The 15,540-nt window shown below is 52.8% G+C and carries 14 protein-coding genes; 9 read left to right on the top strand and 5 right to left on the bottom strand.

The features are described from left to right. The first annotated feature begins 27 nt into the window (after positions 1-27). The 3 genes from EIK79_RS19250 (at position 28) to EIK79_RS08885 (ending at position 2,876) form a co-directional block, all read left to right on the top strand. A complete protein-coding gene (locus tag EIK79_RS19250) occupies positions 28-180 on the top strand; it encodes an AbrB/MazE/SpoVT family DNA-binding domain-containing protein (RefSeq protein ID WP_124954820.1) in 153 nt (50 codons plus the stop codon). 126 nt (positions 181-306) lie between these two features. Next, a complete protein-coding gene (locus EIK79_RS08890) occupies positions 307-2,157 on the top strand; it encodes a DUF262 domain-containing protein (RefSeq protein ID WP_124954771.1) in 1,851 nt (616 codons plus the stop codon). A 518-nt stretch (positions 2,158-2,675) separates the two neighbouring features. Next, positions 2,676-2,876, top strand: a complete 201-nt coding sequence (locus EIK79_RS08885; RefSeq protein ID WP_124954770.1) for a FaeA/PapI family transcriptional regulator — start codon at positions 2,676-2,678, stop codon at positions 2,874-2,876. Between the two features lie 2 nt (positions 2,877-2,878). Here EIK79_RS08885 and pyrE read toward each other — a convergent pair whose 3' ends face one another. The 4 genes from pyrE to EIK79_RS08865 form a co-directional block, all read right to left on the bottom strand. After that, on the bottom strand, positions 2,879-3,406 hold the full coding sequence (pyrE, locus tag EIK79_RS08880; protein WP_124954769.1) for an orotate phosphoribosyltransferase: 528 nt from the start codon (positions 3,404-3,406) through the stop codon (positions 2,879-2,881). Positions 3,407-3,576: 170 nt separating this feature from the next. Next, on the bottom strand, positions 3,577-4,419 hold the full coding sequence (locus EIK79_RS08875; protein WP_124954768.1) for a hypothetical protein: 843 nt from the start codon (positions 4,417-4,419) through the stop codon (positions 3,577-3,579). Positions 4,420-5,099: 680 nt separating this feature from the next. Further along, the gene (locus EIK79_RS08870) at positions 5,100-5,837 is read right to left on the bottom strand and encodes a HEAT repeat domain-containing protein (RefSeq protein ID WP_124954767.1); all 738 of its coding nucleotides are present in this window, start codon (positions 5,835-5,837) and stop codon (positions 5,100-5,102) included. 113 nt (positions 5,838-5,950) lie between these two features. Beyond that, positions 5,951-6,370, bottom strand: coding sequence for a DUF2391 domain-containing protein (locus EIK79_RS08865; RefSeq protein WP_124954766.1), 420 nt, complete (start codon positions 6,368-6,370; stop codon positions 5,951-5,953). 74 nt (positions 6,371-6,444) lie between these two features. On the opposite strand from EIK79_RS08865, the gene EIK79_RS08860 reads away from it, so the two are divergent. From EIK79_RS08860 to EIK79_RS08840, 5 genes are all read left to right on the top strand, one after another. Then, positions 6,445-7,125 carry a class I SAM-dependent methyltransferase gene (locus EIK79_RS08860; protein ID WP_124954765.1) on the top strand — a complete coding sequence of 227 codons (681 nt, stop codon included), beginning with the start codon at positions 6,445-6,447 and terminating at the stop codon, positions 7,123-7,125. Between the two features lie 348 nt (positions 7,126-7,473). Next, a complete protein-coding gene (locus EIK79_RS08855; RefSeq protein ID WP_124954764.1) occupies positions 7,474-8,511 on the top strand; it encodes a lipid II:glycine glycyltransferase FemX in 1,038 nt (345 codons plus the stop codon). Positions 8,512-8,670: 159 nt separating this feature from the next. Next, complete coding sequence (locus EIK79_RS08850; protein ID WP_124954763.1) at positions 8,671-9,615, top strand: hydrolase; 945 nt, start codon at positions 8,671-8,673, stop codon at positions 9,613-9,615. A 63-nt stretch (positions 9,616-9,678) separates the two neighbouring features. Next, the gene (hemB, locus tag EIK79_RS08845) at positions 9,679-10,662 is read left to right on the top strand and encodes a porphobilinogen synthase (protein ID WP_124954762.1); all 984 of its coding nucleotides are present in this window, start codon (positions 9,679-9,681) and stop codon (positions 10,660-10,662) included. A gap of 669 nt (positions 10,663-11,331) precedes the next feature. Further along, positions 11,332-13,374, top strand: a complete 2,043-nt coding sequence (locus EIK79_RS08840; RefSeq protein ID WP_124954761.1) for a DUF1102 domain-containing protein — start codon at positions 11,332-11,334, stop codon at positions 13,372-13,374. 22 nt (positions 13,375-13,396) lie between these two features. Here the strand turns inward: EIK79_RS08840 and EIK79_RS08835 are convergent, their stop codons facing one another. After that, a complete protein-coding gene (locus EIK79_RS08835) occupies positions 13,397-13,672 on the bottom strand; it encodes a hypothetical protein (RefSeq protein WP_124954760.1) in 276 nt (91 codons plus the stop codon). 501 nt (positions 13,673-14,173) lie between these two features. On the opposite strand from EIK79_RS08835, the gene hemL reads away from it, so the two are divergent. Then, positions 14,174-15,514, top strand: coding sequence for a glutamate-1-semialdehyde 2,1-aminomutase (hemL, locus tag EIK79_RS08830; RefSeq protein WP_124954759.1), 1,341 nt, complete (start codon positions 14,174-14,176; stop codon positions 15,512-15,514). Positions 15,515-15,540 lie beyond the last annotated feature (26 nt).

Genomic DNA, 15,540 nt, shown 5'->3' with positions numbered 1-15,540 from the left:
ATGAACACCCGTTTCGATACCCAGTAGATCGAGAGCAAAGGGCGGATCACAATCCCGAAATCGGTTCGCGAACGATCGGATCTCACGGCCGGTGACCACGTTGATATCGATGTTGAGGGTGTTTTGTCGTACTCCGGCCTCGTGTTTCACGGGAATAGTTATTCGGACTTGAAAGTATGATTTGTTGGGACCGAGCAGCCGGTGCCATGAATATTGATTTCGGAGCCATAAATGATTATACTCTAACAATAACGCTCATAGAGAAATGGACAAAATTTTTATAAATGGCATAACTCGATGTAGGCTATGACCTATCAATCGATGCAAATTGCGAATATTATTCCCGACATTAATAATCAGTTTTTCCTACCTGGTATTCAACGTGAATTTGTCTGGAATACAGATCAAATTATTCAGCTATTCGATTCAGTTATTAGGGGCTACCCGATTGGTTCGTTCCTCTTTTGGAACGTTAGGGGTAAAGTTGCAAAAGAACGTATCAAATATGAATTCATCAAACATTACATTACTGAAGGTGTATATCCTGCTGAATTTGACGATAGGAACTTTCGCAATCCAAAAGTTCGAGATGAGTACAGCGAAGGTCTTCCTAATAAATTGACACTAGTGCTTGATGGCCAACAACGACTTTCGTCTTTCTATATTGGACTTAAGGGAAGTCTTACAGATCGTGGCTATAACCAACGCAAGAAAAAGCCTGATTCTTGGGATCGTAAAAAGCTGTATATGAATTTGTTGTTTGATAATGCGACAGTCATGGACAATGAATTCGGATTGAAATATATGTTGGAATTCAAAGAACCCAAGCCCTCTCACTCAGAGACTGAATACTGGTTTTTTGTTGGTGATATTCTAGATATCGAGTCGCGAGATGATGCGTATGAGAGAACTGATGAAATCATGAATGAACTTGAGATGGTCGGAATTGATGGAATTGAGAGGTCAAATATTCAACGAAACCTCAACGACCTTTGGCAAACTTTCCACGAACGGAATATAATAAACTATTATGAATTGGGAACGAAACATAATGATGATATACTCGATATCTTTATTAGAGCGAATGATGGCGGGACGCAATTAAGTAAAGAAGAGATGATGCTGTCCGTAGCGACAGCAGAGTGGTCAAAAAGTAATAATCCAACTGATGCTAGAAAAAAGGTTACTACGTTAGTTGATAAACTCAATAACTATTATCCCAATTCTAATTTCAATTTTGCCACCAATTTTGTCTTGCGTAGTCTCCTTGTAGCGACTGGCTTGCGAAGTAAATACGATATGCAGGCATTTTCATCCGATAATCTACAAGAGATGAAATCTACCTTCGAAGAGGATGAATTTGAGGGGTCATTTTTTAAGGCATTAGATTTAATCAAGAGTTATGGATTAGATGGACGTTCTGTCTCCTCAACTGTGGCAATTATCCCAATAGTTTATTTCTTCTATTTAAATAAAAATTATAACTTAAGCTGGGAATCTAAACAAGGTCGGAAAACGAGAGCAAAGATTTTCTACTGGCTTTCGACTACCCTCCTGAAGGGAAGTTATACACAGTCAGGACATCAGGTGATGACAGTTACACAAGATGCTATTGAGGCTGCGCCACGCGGTGTGTTTCCGCTTGAAAGCCTCCATCATGAATTACTTGCAATGGGGAAACCAATCACATTCCTTGAGGAGGAAGCGCGAGAGATGCTTCAGAGTCTCAAGTATCGTGACAGACATGCTAAAATATTTCTTTCACTGCTGTACTTCCCTGATCCAGCTAGTGAGCACGAGACATTCGAAATCGATCATATCTTTCCTAGAAGTGAGTTAACTGAAAGGAATTTGATAGAAGACTATGATATGAATGTTACCCAAGCAAAACGGTATGATTCACTCCGAGATAGCATTCTCAATCTCCAATTGCTTACGCCAGAAGAAAATGCTGAGAAAGCAGATCGTCCATACAATGAGTGGCTTCAGAGTCGACATGAATCACAACTAAACCGACACTATATTCCTCAAGATGATAATCAAGATCTGTATACTGTTGCTCAGTTCGAAGATTTTCTCAACCAGCGCAAAGAACTGATTGTTTCTGAAATTATTGAGATGTCTAACAAAATAGAAGAGTTGTTCGATAGCTCGTAGGCTGATATCTCTCGACTACTAATTCATTTTAGTAGAACGTTCTCCCATAGCATCTATACAGATTTCAAAACGAGAAGATGGTTACGAGAACTACTTCGAGATTAGAATGTGTTCTTCCAGTTGATCTGACCGACTATTTCTTGCATCACTGCGTTGCAGATTTCGCAGTCTACCACTTCTACGAGCCTGTCTTCGGATTTCGTTTCAGGACCGATGAGCAGCGAAGACGTACACTCACATTTGGGACATTTACCCGTTTGTGCCCAGCTATGCAGTGGAATTGCCTGTTCCACACCATCTTCCACGCCGATACCTTCAAGTTCGCTTGGTTCAGAATTTACCATGGTTCTGTCGCTACGATGGAACCGACCTTTCGGAGGGTGTTGTGGCACCCTCTGGTTTCCAACGACATTCCGGCACGATGATTCGGCCGGTTCCGAGTACTTCATCGGATGATCATCACTTATACTTTTGCACAGAGGAGAAAGGACTACTTTGTTGGCCTATCTCTCACCTGTATGCCCGAGAGAAATCGGAAATTCGGTGACGACGAATACATCGACGCTATTCGAGCGAACGAACCGGCGAGTACGCCGGAAGTCGCCGGTCACGTCGGTTGTACCCGAGAGAACGCGAGAATCAGACTTCTAAAACTACACGAAAACGGCGATGTAGAGCGGAAAATGATCCGTGGGAGTCACATTTGGTTTCTTGAGTAGCGTTACGATTCGTCCAACAGCTCCGACGCCGTAACGAGCGCCTCCAGCTCGATTCCCTCTGCTTCGAGTCGATCGGTCGCGCCTTCCTCGCGGTCGACGACGACGAGCACGCGGTTCACGACGGCTCCGGCGTCTCTGAGCGCCTTGACCGCGTCGAGTGCGCTTTGGCCCGTGGTGGCGATGTCTTCGATGACGACGACTTCCTCTCCCTCCGTGAGGCGGCCCTCGATACGGTTGCCGGTGCCGTACTCTTTGGTTTTCTTCCGGACGATGACGTACGGACACTCGGCTTTCATCGCCGTTGCTGCGACGAGTGGCACCGCACCGAGTGCAACTCCGGCCGGTTTTTCGTCTCCGATGCGCTCTGCGAACCCGCTTGCGATGAGATTCAGACAGCGCGGCTCGGTCTCGAAGAGATATTTGTCGACGTAGTAATCGCTCGTTCCGCCGTGTGACAGCTCGAACGTTCCGAACTGTACTGCGTCGGCCGCTTTGAGCGCCGTGATGAGTTCCGATTTCTCGGCAGCCATACAGGGGAGTGAGACTGGTGACGTGTTAAGTTGACCGAGTGGGCTCCAGTCGAAACAGGGGGGTTCGGGTGAGATTCTCACACTCGTGAACGGTACTACCGATCTTCATGGACGGTACTACCGATCTCTTCGATATCTGGGTTGCGCGCTGGGATCTGGGTGATTCGTATTCATCTGGATTTGTCAAAGCCGCCAGCCTGCCCGTTTGCGGGATCGTAGCGATCGAGATACAACTCGCCTTTGTTGGCATACTGCTCTTCGTCGTTCATTTCAGACTCGTTGGTCGAGTCTGTCGCGTTGGGAGATTCCGACTCGGACAGGGTAGCCTCGTCCGCCGCGTCCTCAGCGGTCGCCTCTGCGGGCGCGGTGTTCGGTTCAATGGTTGGGGACTCCTCCACTGTATCGGTCTCTTGCTCTCCACCGCGGTCGTCACTTCCGTCGGTGGACGGACTGCCGTCGCCCGCCGGTGTGTCGGGATCGGTACCCTGGCTAGGTGTGTTCGTCTCGGAGGTTGTGTTCTCGGCAGTGGTCTCTTGGGACAGCGCCCCATCTTCGCTCCCCTGTGTTCGGTCCTCAGTGGCGGTCTCCGCAGTGTCCCGTGTCGCAGATTCGGATGCGTCTGTCGCTTCCTGTTCGTACTCGTCGTGGTTCTTAATACGAGCTTGAAGAGCACTTTTCTCCGTTCGAAGCTGTTTCTGCTTTGCTCGGATCTCTTCTTTTTTCTCCTGTAGCTCTTCGTATTTCTCTAATAGTCTATCTCTCTTATCGAGATCTTCCTCATCGATATTACCCTCGCTCTCCTCTATTGCCTTCTCACATTGAGATATGAATTTTTTATTCTGCCCAATCCTGCTGTCATACATCTCAATTTGATCGCCAAGATCCTCGATTTGCTCTTCGATCGCTCCTCTCTCTTCTCTGAGTTCACCGATCCCTTTCTGAGGCTGCTCCTGTTCTGCTGTACGTTCAACATCCATCTCCCAATCGTCAATGAGACGTGTCTCGGACTCCATTTTATTGTAGTCTCTTCCAATATAGAAATCACCAGTTTTCATGAATGCTCGTCTGGAGAGGGTACAGTCGGTTGGCTCGGCCTCACACGAATGGATCATTTTTGTCCCACTCGTGGTATCTGTGGCCTGAGCTGTCTTCTGATGTGTCTGAGTCCGGGTTCGGCCGTGCTTAGTTGAGACTTCTCCGGTTGTATCAATATTTCCTACCCCTGGGATACCAACCCCTCCACTACCACTCACTTTGCTGCCAACTTCGGTCTTCGACGCTGAAGAGGACCCCCTAGTTCGGCCAGTCGTCTCTTGAGAGCCTCTCGTTACTGTCCATGTCTCCACCCCTTCTCCATGAGTGCTACACACCTTTGCCCCTTCTTTGAATTCCGTTTGTTGACCGTCGAGTCCCCAGAAATCCCGTTGCTTGGGACTATTTTCGATCATGGCCATCGTTTCTTTCCATTTTTCTTGAGGTATATATCCCTCTCGAATAAATGCAATTCGATCATCTTGTCGCATTCGTGCCAAGGTATCAGCAACGTCCTCGGGAGACATTTCCTCAATCTCTGCTGGCATATCACCGAATTGCTCTTCTCGTCGTTGGCGATCAGGGGTAGCTGACTGGTTGGTGGGAGATTTCTCGTTCGTACGGAACCGTGACCGGATCCGATCAAGCAAACCCATCGTAGTTACTTCTCGGCGTATCCTGCGCCGACTTCGGTGATATTGATCATCTTCTCGACCCGTTCAGTTGGGAGGACCTGATCGGAACGCAATTCCTTGAGACCGGTCAGCACCATATCGATATCTTCAATTGCCTCAACGTCTTCGTGGGCGACGATCGTCAACGTCTCGGCGGCATGTAAGCGAACTTCTGGTTCACTATCATCAAGTACCGAAACGAACGCTTTGAGCATAGCGGGGAACGCACGAGGCGCGGCTTTGACAGTGTCGTCGAGATTTATTGCCACTGTCTCCCGAACATGCCCATTCGTATCACGGAGTAGGGTTGCCAGCGCCTCGTCGGCCTCGGAAACTGACGTGGATGTTTCCCTATCGATCTTCCCGAGTGCACGAATACCATCCATTTGTGAACTTCCAGTCAGTTCCTCGTCGGTGAGTACAGCAGAAAGCTGAGGGACAAAGTCGGCACCAATCTCTGGGGTCGTCTTTGTAATGGCTGCGACGATACCAACTGCCAATCCCCGCACAACGCTATCCGGGTCCCCAAACGCGAGTTCGAGCAGACCAGGGTGACGCGTTCCAATCTCAGGATCCACCTCCGCAACGTCTCCAATAAGGCGCGTGGCCGTGCGCCGTGTATCGGTCTCATCCGATTCGAGGATTGTCCTGAACGCCCCGACGTGTTCGTCGAACCGCCCTGGATCGCGCTCGATCATCTCAATAAGATTGTCACTATCACTCATGCATGATTCACCTCTGATCGGCAGGTCGTTCCTGTTTGGAGGTTCCCTCGACCGACTGCAGGATGATTCATACCATCCTATCTAGTGATACGATTATATTAGTTTCGATGTTCTTAAAACACCGTGTCAGCAGTTGCCGCGCCGACGACGCTGAACATCGCACCGAGGCAGAGCGCCTTTACCGTGGTGGGCACGCGCTGTTCGGGCGGGACACCGGAGAGAAACACGTCAGGAGCGTCGAACAGCAGTGCAAGCACCAATACCGAGCCGAAGGAGACGAACATGAGCGAGACGAATCGGAGCGGAACGCCACCGACATCTGATTCCTGGTCGGGATCGCGCTCTGTCGCCGCGCCGTACAGTGCTAGATAGCCGATCGTCCCGACGATCCCGGCGGTGAGAAGTCCCTGAACCCAACTCATTGCGTGAGCGAGCGACCACACCTCTTCAGTAACGACGAAGGGACCTGCCAGAAGGAAGCCACCGATCACCTGCTGGGCCGTGTCAGCGGCTTTGAACCGAGGCGCGCGCATCAGTGACAATATCACACCTGTGGTGAAATACCCTGTGTCGAACGAGTTTTGTCCACAGCGTTCGAATTCGTACTATGGGTGTTCGAGAGGAATTCGACGCGTGGGCAGCGGATGGCCGCGATAAAGGGATGGAAGCACGCCACTGGCACACTGCGAAACACGCTCTCGCACGGATGCCGGTCGAGTCGGGCGACGTGGTGCTCGATCTCGGCTGTGGCAGTGGCTACGCCGGGCGCGCACTCCGCGAAACGGGGGCGGTGGCACGCGCCTATGGCCTGGATGGCTCCCCCGAAATGGTGGGCAACGCCCGTTCGTACACCGACGATCCGGCGATCGGCTACGTCGGTGGCGATTTCAACGCTCTCCCCTTCACTGACGACTCCATTGACCACGTATGGTCAATGGAAGCGTTCTACTACGCCGCCGATCCCCACCGAACCCTCTCGGAGATCCGGCGTATCCTTCGACCCGGTGGCACCTTCTACTGTGCGGTGAACTTCTATGAGGAGAACGTCCACTCCCACCAGTGGCAGGAGTTCATCGATGTGGAGATGACGCGGTGGTCCCGTGAAGAGTACCGTGCGGCGTTTCGAGACGCGGGCTTTCACGTCGCAGAACAAGACACCATCCCCGACAGAGAAATTGATATTCCTTCTGAACGTGAATTTCCGACTGAAGAGTGGGACACACGCGAGGCAATGGTCGAGCGCTATCGGGAGTACGGCACGCTGCTCACCGTCGGTGTGGTGCCATAATCCCCTGTGTCCACGACTGTCTGGTAATATATAGATATACATGGAGTTTATTCAATATACAGCTAGGGTTTTATAATATATGGTGCGTTCAGATATGAATAGATATGCACGCAGAGCTGCCGGGGATGAGTCAAAGACGCAGAACGTACACTGATTCGTCCGTATTTGCCACGGACTTTTCTAAATATCAATACAATAATTGTATTTGCAGAAGTTCAAAAATAAGGAGTCAACATCGTATCACGTATCAAATGCGGTGGCGAAACGGATTCTGTTCTTGCCGCCACCGGCACCGGGATATCGATTTATGGATCGATCGTTTGCGTGGGTTTTCGGGTAGTCGGAACTATGACCATTGAGATCGACGTGTTCGAGGATGATCGGGCGGATGAATGGAACAGGTATGTTGATCAATCACCGATAGCGACGCCGTTTCACCGGTACGGTGTTCTCGATCTCCTGGCAACAGAAGTCGGCGCTCAGGTTCACACTCTCGTTGGCTTCAAGGGTCAGGAGCCGATCGGCGTCTTGCCGGTGTTTGAGCAGACCAAGGGACCGTTTCGACTGGTGGTTTCTCCGCCGGAACTCGAAGTGTTCACCCTCGGTCCTGCGTTTCTCAACATCGAGAAGCTCAAACAGAGGAAAAGAGAACGCCGTCAGAAACGGTTCGTGGAATCGTGTCTAGATTGGATCAGTACCGAAGTCGATCCGGATTATATCGACATCCGAACCGTTGTTCAGTACGATGATTCTCGGCCGTTCATTTGGCGAGGGTACGACGTTTCTCCCTCCTATACGTACGTTCTGGACCTCAGTCCCGACAAAGAGGAAATTCTGATGGGCTTCAGCCGTGACGCACGAAGCACGATCCGCGATGGTGACGCAGTGACCGGGGACGCTCCTGTGATCGGTCAGGCCGGCACAGCGGGCATTGAGCCGATCATCGAACGAATTCGAACCCGGCACACGGAACAGGGCGAGTCGTATTCACTCACGCCTCGGTTCGTTCAGCAACTGTACGACCAGTTGCCCGACGGAATGATGCGGGTGTACGCCGTTCGAGTGGCCGATGACATCGTTGGTGGACTGATCACACTTGAACACGACACCACCATCTATCGGTGGCAGGGCGGGGCGAAAACCGATGGATCCCTTCCGGCCAACGATATTCTCGATTGGCGAATCATGTGTGACGCAAAAGATCGGAATATCACTCGGTACGATCTGGTAGGAGCCAACAATCCCCGTCTCTGCCGGTATAAGTCGAAGTTCAACCCCACACCGAAGCAGTATCACGTGATCACCCGCCGAACGCGCTTGATGCAGGCTGCAGTCGGCGTACGTCGACTGCTCTCGAATCGACTCCCTCATCTCTCATCACGGTGAGGACCGGACTGTGAAGTGTCGGTTATTGATCAATTCGCCGGTGTCACTGTCCGGCTCAGACACTCATACGACGTGTGCTATTTACGTAGTAGTAAAATAAATACACCCCTGTGAGCTACAGGAGCGGTACCGGCGGATGTCAAACTGCCATTTGTAGTCATGAGCCTCAACGACTGGATTCGGAACACGAAACAGCGGTATAACGAGCACGGCATTCGCCGGGCGACAACGCGCTCTTCGATCGAGTTTCTCGTTGGTGGCGGGCGTCGGCTCGGCAAGCGGGTGAACTTCGGCACCCCGGTTTGGGAACGCGATTGGGAAGTGCTCGTTATCCTCGATGCGTGTCGGTACGATCTCATGACGGAGGTCGCGCCGGAATGGGACTGCCTTCCGTCGGTTACTCCGACCTACAGCGCCGCTAGTGCGTCCTACGAGTGGCTACAGCGCCACACCCAGTCCCGGTATGCCGACGAGATGGCAGAAACGATGCTGATCGCCGCCAACGCCTGGACCCGAGACGACTGTGTCCGCGCTGCGGACTGGGCTGCACTCGATGAGATTTGGAAACACTCCTGGTCCGACGCGGAGGGCACGGTGTTGCCCCGCCCGGTCACTGATTCGGCAATCCACCATTGGCGGCGTCGAACCGACGACGCCGAGCGAATGATCGTCTGGTATCTCCAACCCCACGGCCCGTTTATCGACGCGGACTGGTCAGAGGGGTTCGAAAGCGATCAGATCGGTGTCGACGCCGGCGGTAGCAAGAACGTCTGGAATCTCTACCGCGACGGAGTGGTCTCACGAACGGAGATTTGGCGCGCCTACCGAGACAACCTCGAATACGTTCTCGAAGACGTGGCCGTGTTGCTCGACAATCTCGACGCCGATGTCGCCATCACCGCTGATCACGCGAACTGTCTGGGCGAGTGGGGAATTTACGGTCATCCACCGTGGGTCCCTGCGCCGGTGTTAAAACGTGTTCCGTGGATGAGATTGACGGCAACCGATGAGCACACGTACGATCCGGCGTACGAACCGCCGGTGTCACAGACAGTCAGCGACGATCAGGTCGACGAACGGCTTGCTGCCCTCGGTTACACCTAAGCGCGAGGCCCATGATCGTTCGAAGCCGACACTGGCTTTTAGTTGGATCGAAAAGGTCCTGGTATGAACTCACTTCCGCGTCGTCCTCGCCGTCTTCGCAGAGACGGGATTCGAGAGCTCGTCAGCGAGACCTCTCTCTCTCCGAGCGATCTCATCGCGCCCGTCTTCGTCGACGCGACGACGGACGAGCGCGCTTCGATCCCGTCGATGCCCGGCCACGAGCGCGTCCCCATCGCTCAGGCTGTTGATCGCGTCGAGGAGGTGCTCGACACCGGCGTCGAGACGATCATCCTGTTCGGTATTCCGGCGTCGAAAGACGCCGACGGCTCGCGTGCGTGGGCTGAAGACGGCGTCGTTCAGCGCGCCGTCCGGGACATCACCCGTGAAACCGACGCCACCGTGATCACTGATGTCTGCATGTGTGAGTACACCGACCACGGCCACTGTGGCATCCTCGAAGAGAACGCCCGTGAATCGCCTGAATTGACAGTTGATAACGACGCGACGCTCGACCGACTCGCACGGATCGCGGTGTCCCACGCCGAGGCCGGTGCTCACATGGTCGCCCCGAGCAGCATGACCGACGGCATGGTTGGCGCGATCCGCGAGGCATTGGATGAGACGGGCTTTGAATCCGTGCCGATCATGAGCTACGCGGCGAAATACGAAAGCGCGTTCTACGGCCCGTTCCGCGACGCCGCCGACGGTGCACCCGCCTTTGGCGACCGTCGCCATTACCAGATGGATCCCGCCAACGCGCGCGAGGCCACTCGGGAAGTCGTCCGCGACGTTGAACAGGGTGCGGACGTGCTGATGATCAAGCCGGCGCTCTCTTACCTTGACATTGTCAGCACGGTGCGCGAGAACTTCGACCAGCCCGTGGCGGCCTACAACGTCAGCGGCGAGTACGCCATGCTCCACGCCGCTGCCGAGAACGGCTGGCTCGATCTTGACGCTGTCGCACACGAGTCGCTGCTCTCGATCAAACGCGCCGGTGCCGATCTGATCGTCACCTATTTCGCTGAAGCGATCGCTGAACAACTCTGAGTAGTACGCCAAAACGATTTACTGTGCGGGTGCTTGTGGTGGCGTATCTGGGTTACAGTGGACAAACGAACACATTCTCATCGTATTTTAAATTTGGTGACAACTTAACTAGTGTTTGAGTTGGTCAGCACTATTCTCCCTGTATCGCACAATCAGATAGGAATTAGCTAGTGCGTAGTTATTGTTGAACAGTGATGAACTAAATGAAAACTGCTTCAAGCTGAGCTTGAAGATCTTCAAGCACACCAATACAAAGTACTACTATCACGTTGGAATGGATAGAAACTCGCTCTGATACGGATCAGATATAGACTCCAACTACCAATCAAGACAACCCATGTATACTCATACGGAATCATTTGGCATGATCGCGGTCGCGGCTGTGAGTCTGGGCGCCGAGACAACCAGCACGACGGACGTTCCTGGCGGTTCCAGTGACGTCGTGATGACTCTACACAATCGAAGGCGAAGACACGCCTAACCGCTCCAACTTCGGCCCGAGTCCGTCGGTAGAGACAGCGGGTGAGCTGCAACCAGTTGGTCAGGACGGTCCTGCGGTGTGGCTGTTGCGGTTCTTCGTGCGCGAAGAACGGTAAGCATTTCACCGATCGTTGCCCCGGCTGAACGCGGCTCTACCACCACACACCACCCATCTCACTCAATCCATCCATGCATCGACTACGTCGGTACGCGATCATTGTACTCACCATTGCGGTGATCACGAGCGCGATCTACGCGACGGGGGCATTCTCCTCGCTGCAGTCCTCGCGTCAGGCGAACGTCAACGTCGCCGGTGACGCGTCAGGCTATCTCGCGCTTGAACCAGCACAGAACAGCAAGAACAGTGTTTACGCCACCTACCAGAACGGCAAGCTTCGGGTGTCGCTCAATTCGATGGCCGATGCGGCCGGCAGCGGTGTGAATCCTGGCGGGAAAACGACGGTGAACAACGTGTTCACGATCACGAATCAGGGCACCCAGCCGGTGGCAGTCTGGCTCGCCACTGACAGCGGCGCCGTCTCGTTCACACGCGGGACTTCCGGGAGAGCGATGGAAACGAAAGGGCAGGCGGTGCGGCTTGCTCCCGGCGATCCAGTCAGTATCAGCATCGTTGTCGATACCACTAATCTCGAATCTGGCGGCTCTTTGCGTCCCGGAATGACGGTGCACGCCAGCACCGATGTCGCGGGAACGCCTGTGAACAGTGGCGGAGGGAATAGTGATGCTGGTCAGACTTCCCCACCGCCAACTGAATCGCAACAGTCTCAACAGCATAGTAAAAAAACAACGGATAAACAGAAGAGTACGGACAAGGACGACGGGGGCGGACTTTTGGATGGGCTTTCTCATGCCGTTAATAACCCCGAAGAGACCCTCAATGACGCTGGAGAGGCCATTACGGACTTCGTTGTTGGCAGTCTCAAGTGGTTCAAAAACAAAGCACCGGGATATATCTACCAGAAGTTGCGCAATGCTGCGACCCATCCCTTGCAGACGATCTATCAGGCAGGAGAACAGGCCTGGAATTTCTTCCTCGGTGTTGCGTTGGGAGATCTCGCAATGCCCAGCAGTAAGTTTCCAATGGATCAGGCCGAAACACTATCGTATCTCGGAGGCTGGATAACCGGAACGATCGTTCCGGGACTTGATGTCGCAACGGGCGTACGGGACTTTGTCTCAGCCGCGATGAAAGGCGATCCAGCGGGGATGATAATCGAAGCGGTCGGTCTCGTTCCTGGGCTTGGTGCACTTGAAAATGCGAAGGATCTCTATCGGACCCCTATAAAATGGGCAAAGGCGTTCCCCACAGCGGCCGATGAGGCGTTTAAACTCGTCTCGGGACCGTTCCTCAAAAATGCTCCAACTGAAGCCAAACACCTGGTTCTGAGCGCCTTCGGAAAAGGCAGCGACGAAGCCGGAACAGCAGCCAAAAATGGCGACGAAGGGTTTAAACGGAGCGATAGTGTCTCTGATAGCCGATTGAATGAACTGACAACAAAATACTCTGAAGAGCGAATAAAACGGCTTGTAAATAAACATGGATTTATAACCGCTGATATCGATGACTTTGCTAAGCGAGGGGTCGATCTTAGGAAGGTCGAAGGACTCAGCCAAAGCGGCGTCTCAAAAGGGAATATCCATACCCTCACCAAAGCCAATGCTAACCTCAAAGTGGCCTACAAGCTCACGAGTCGAGGGTTCTCCGGCGATCAACTCGCCTACCTCGCCAAACACGGTGAGGAGGCTCACCCAAAAATCACGGTCTCACAGGCCGAGACACTCAAGGATGTGGGCTACTCCGCCGATGACATCATCCATATCTCCAAAAACGCGAACAGCAAGTATCCCGTCCGTATCAAGCGACCCATCGAGGGCAGCGTCCGGAACCCACTCGACGGCTACAAGGCACAAAATCCCGTTGCAACGGGAGCCACCACTGAGCAACTTGTGAAACTCCGCAAACAGGAGATTCCAACTGATGATATCAGATACTACGTAGACAATGGATACAGTCTCAAGTTCGTTAGCTATCTCAAGAAAAGTAGGTCTCCAAAAGAAGTTAGGCGGACAATTAAAAAATTAAGAAAGACGAAATACAGAACGTTCTTGTTCGGGAAATGTAGAGATATTTCTGCATCGAATGGAGCAGCGAATCGCACAATCGAATTAGGTGAACATTCGTTCAAACCACCGCAAAAATGCATTGTATAATACAAATATCTGATGCATAAGATCATCTTCTAATACTGGAAATGTAGTCATATATTTTATATTTTATAGTAGAATAAATATAAAAGCATATTCCAGCTAGTAGATACCCTGCTGCTCCAGCAGGAGTGTCTGGCCCCCGGAAAGATCTATTTTCAATCGGAACATGCTGAGGAGTAAATATTGGATGAATACTTGCTAAAAATGGCTGTAGAATATAATTAAATACAGTCCCAAATAACAATACAAGAATTATAGATTCCACCCCAAATATAATCTTCCCTTTCCAATCTTCGAACATAGTCTGATATAGAATAACAGAACAAGTAAATGTAATGGTATCTCAGCACCTCGGGAAAATATGTACTGATAGTGTGTGGTTTCGGTAGCTATCTAGTAAAGACATCTAACCCAAGCAAAAACGAAGCAAGTCAATCTGACTACACTGTGAATTACTACTGGTAATGAGTAATTATTCGATAACATGTACTAATGACACAGGAATTATATATGATATATAGTATCATTCCTAAGAATATATACATAATCGACTATCTGATCTAGGTCAACCGAGAGAATGTATAAGGATGTTCCAACTGAGCAGCCACCGATCGCTGCTGTTCTGGCTGAACGCTGTAGCAGTTTCACGGACTACTCGGTCGTGTCCTGAAGTGGCGGCTTTCACGAGTCGGAACTGGCGTATTCCCACCCTCCAGAGGCTGGGAATCCATACATCTCCCACTACCCGCCTGGTAGAACCAGGGTGGTAACACCTTTGAGGAAACCGGGCGAATGCCCGGTTATGAACCACGAGCGTTCTCGGACGCTGTACGACCGCGCCCTCTCGGTGATTCCGGGAGGCGTGAACTCCTCAGTGCGTGCGATCCAGCCCTACCCGTTTTTCGTCCAGCGCGGCGACGGTGCCCACGTTATCGACGCGGACGGCAACCGGTACGTTGACTACGTGATGGGGTATGGGCCGTTGTTGCTCGGCCACTCCTTGCCCGAACCCGTGCAGGCAGCGATCCAGTCGACGGCGAGCGAGGGTCCGATGTACGGCGCACCGACCGAGATCGAAATCGAGTTGGCGGAATTCGTCACCCGGAACGTACCCAGCGTCGAGATGGTTCGGTTCGTCAACAGCGGGACCGAGGCGACCGTGTCAGCGATCCGGTTGGCGCGGGGCTACACGGGCCGAGACAAGATCGTCGTCATTTCGGGCGGCTACCACGGCGCACAGCCCTCAACGCTGGTGGCGGGCGACGCCGAGGATCCGACCCCCTCGACGCCGGGGATCCCCGAGTCGTTCACCAAGCACACGTTACCCGTTCCGTTCAACGACGAGGACCGACTCCGTGCAGTGCTCTCAGAGCACGGCGACGACGTTGCAGCCGTCATCACGGAGCCGATGCTCGGCAACACCGGCATCGTCGCACCGACCGACGACTACCACCAAACGGTGCGGGAACTGTGCGATGAGATCGGCGCGTTGCTCATCTTCGATGAGGTCATCACCGGCTTTCGTGTAGGCGGGCTTCAGTGTGCACAGGGAAAACTCGGCGTATTGCCCGACATCACGACGTTCGGCAAGATCGTCGGCGGGGGATTCCCGGTCGGCGCGATCGGCGGCCGCACCGAGATCATCGAGCAGTTCACGCCGTCTGGCGACGTGTTCCAGTCCGGCACGTTCTCGGGCCACCCCGTCACGATGGCCGCAGGACTAGCGACCCTCGAATTCGTGGCCGAAAACGACGTGTACGACCACGTGAACGCGCTGGGTCGACAACTCCGGGGTGGCATCCGGGACATCCTTGCCGACCGCGCCCCGGAGTACACCGTCGTCGGTACCGACAGCATGTTCAAAACCGTCTTCACGCGGGCAGACTCCCCGGTTCAAGGTGGAGAGTGCGTAGACGGCTGCCAACAGGATCGGGCGTGTCCCCGCTTCTCGGAGTGTCCTAAAAACGGCGCGGACGTGCGCCGTGGCGAGACCGATCGGTGGGAACGGCTGTTCTGGCCGGCGATGAAAGAGCAAGGCGTCTTCCTCACCCCGAACCAGTTCGAAAGCCAGTTCGTTAGCTACGCACACACCGAGGCGGACATCGAAGACACCCTCGAAGCGTACAAAGCATTCTTCGAGTGACGACTGAATCCAATATCATCCAGCGT

The organism is Halocatena pleomorpha, from assembly GCF_003862495.1.
GTDB lineage: Archaea > Halobacteriota > Halobacteria > Halobacteriales > Haloarculaceae > Halocatena > Halocatena pleomorpha.
Note: the sequence above shows the minus strand (reverse complement) of the source record. Positions and strands in the feature narration are given on the sequence as shown.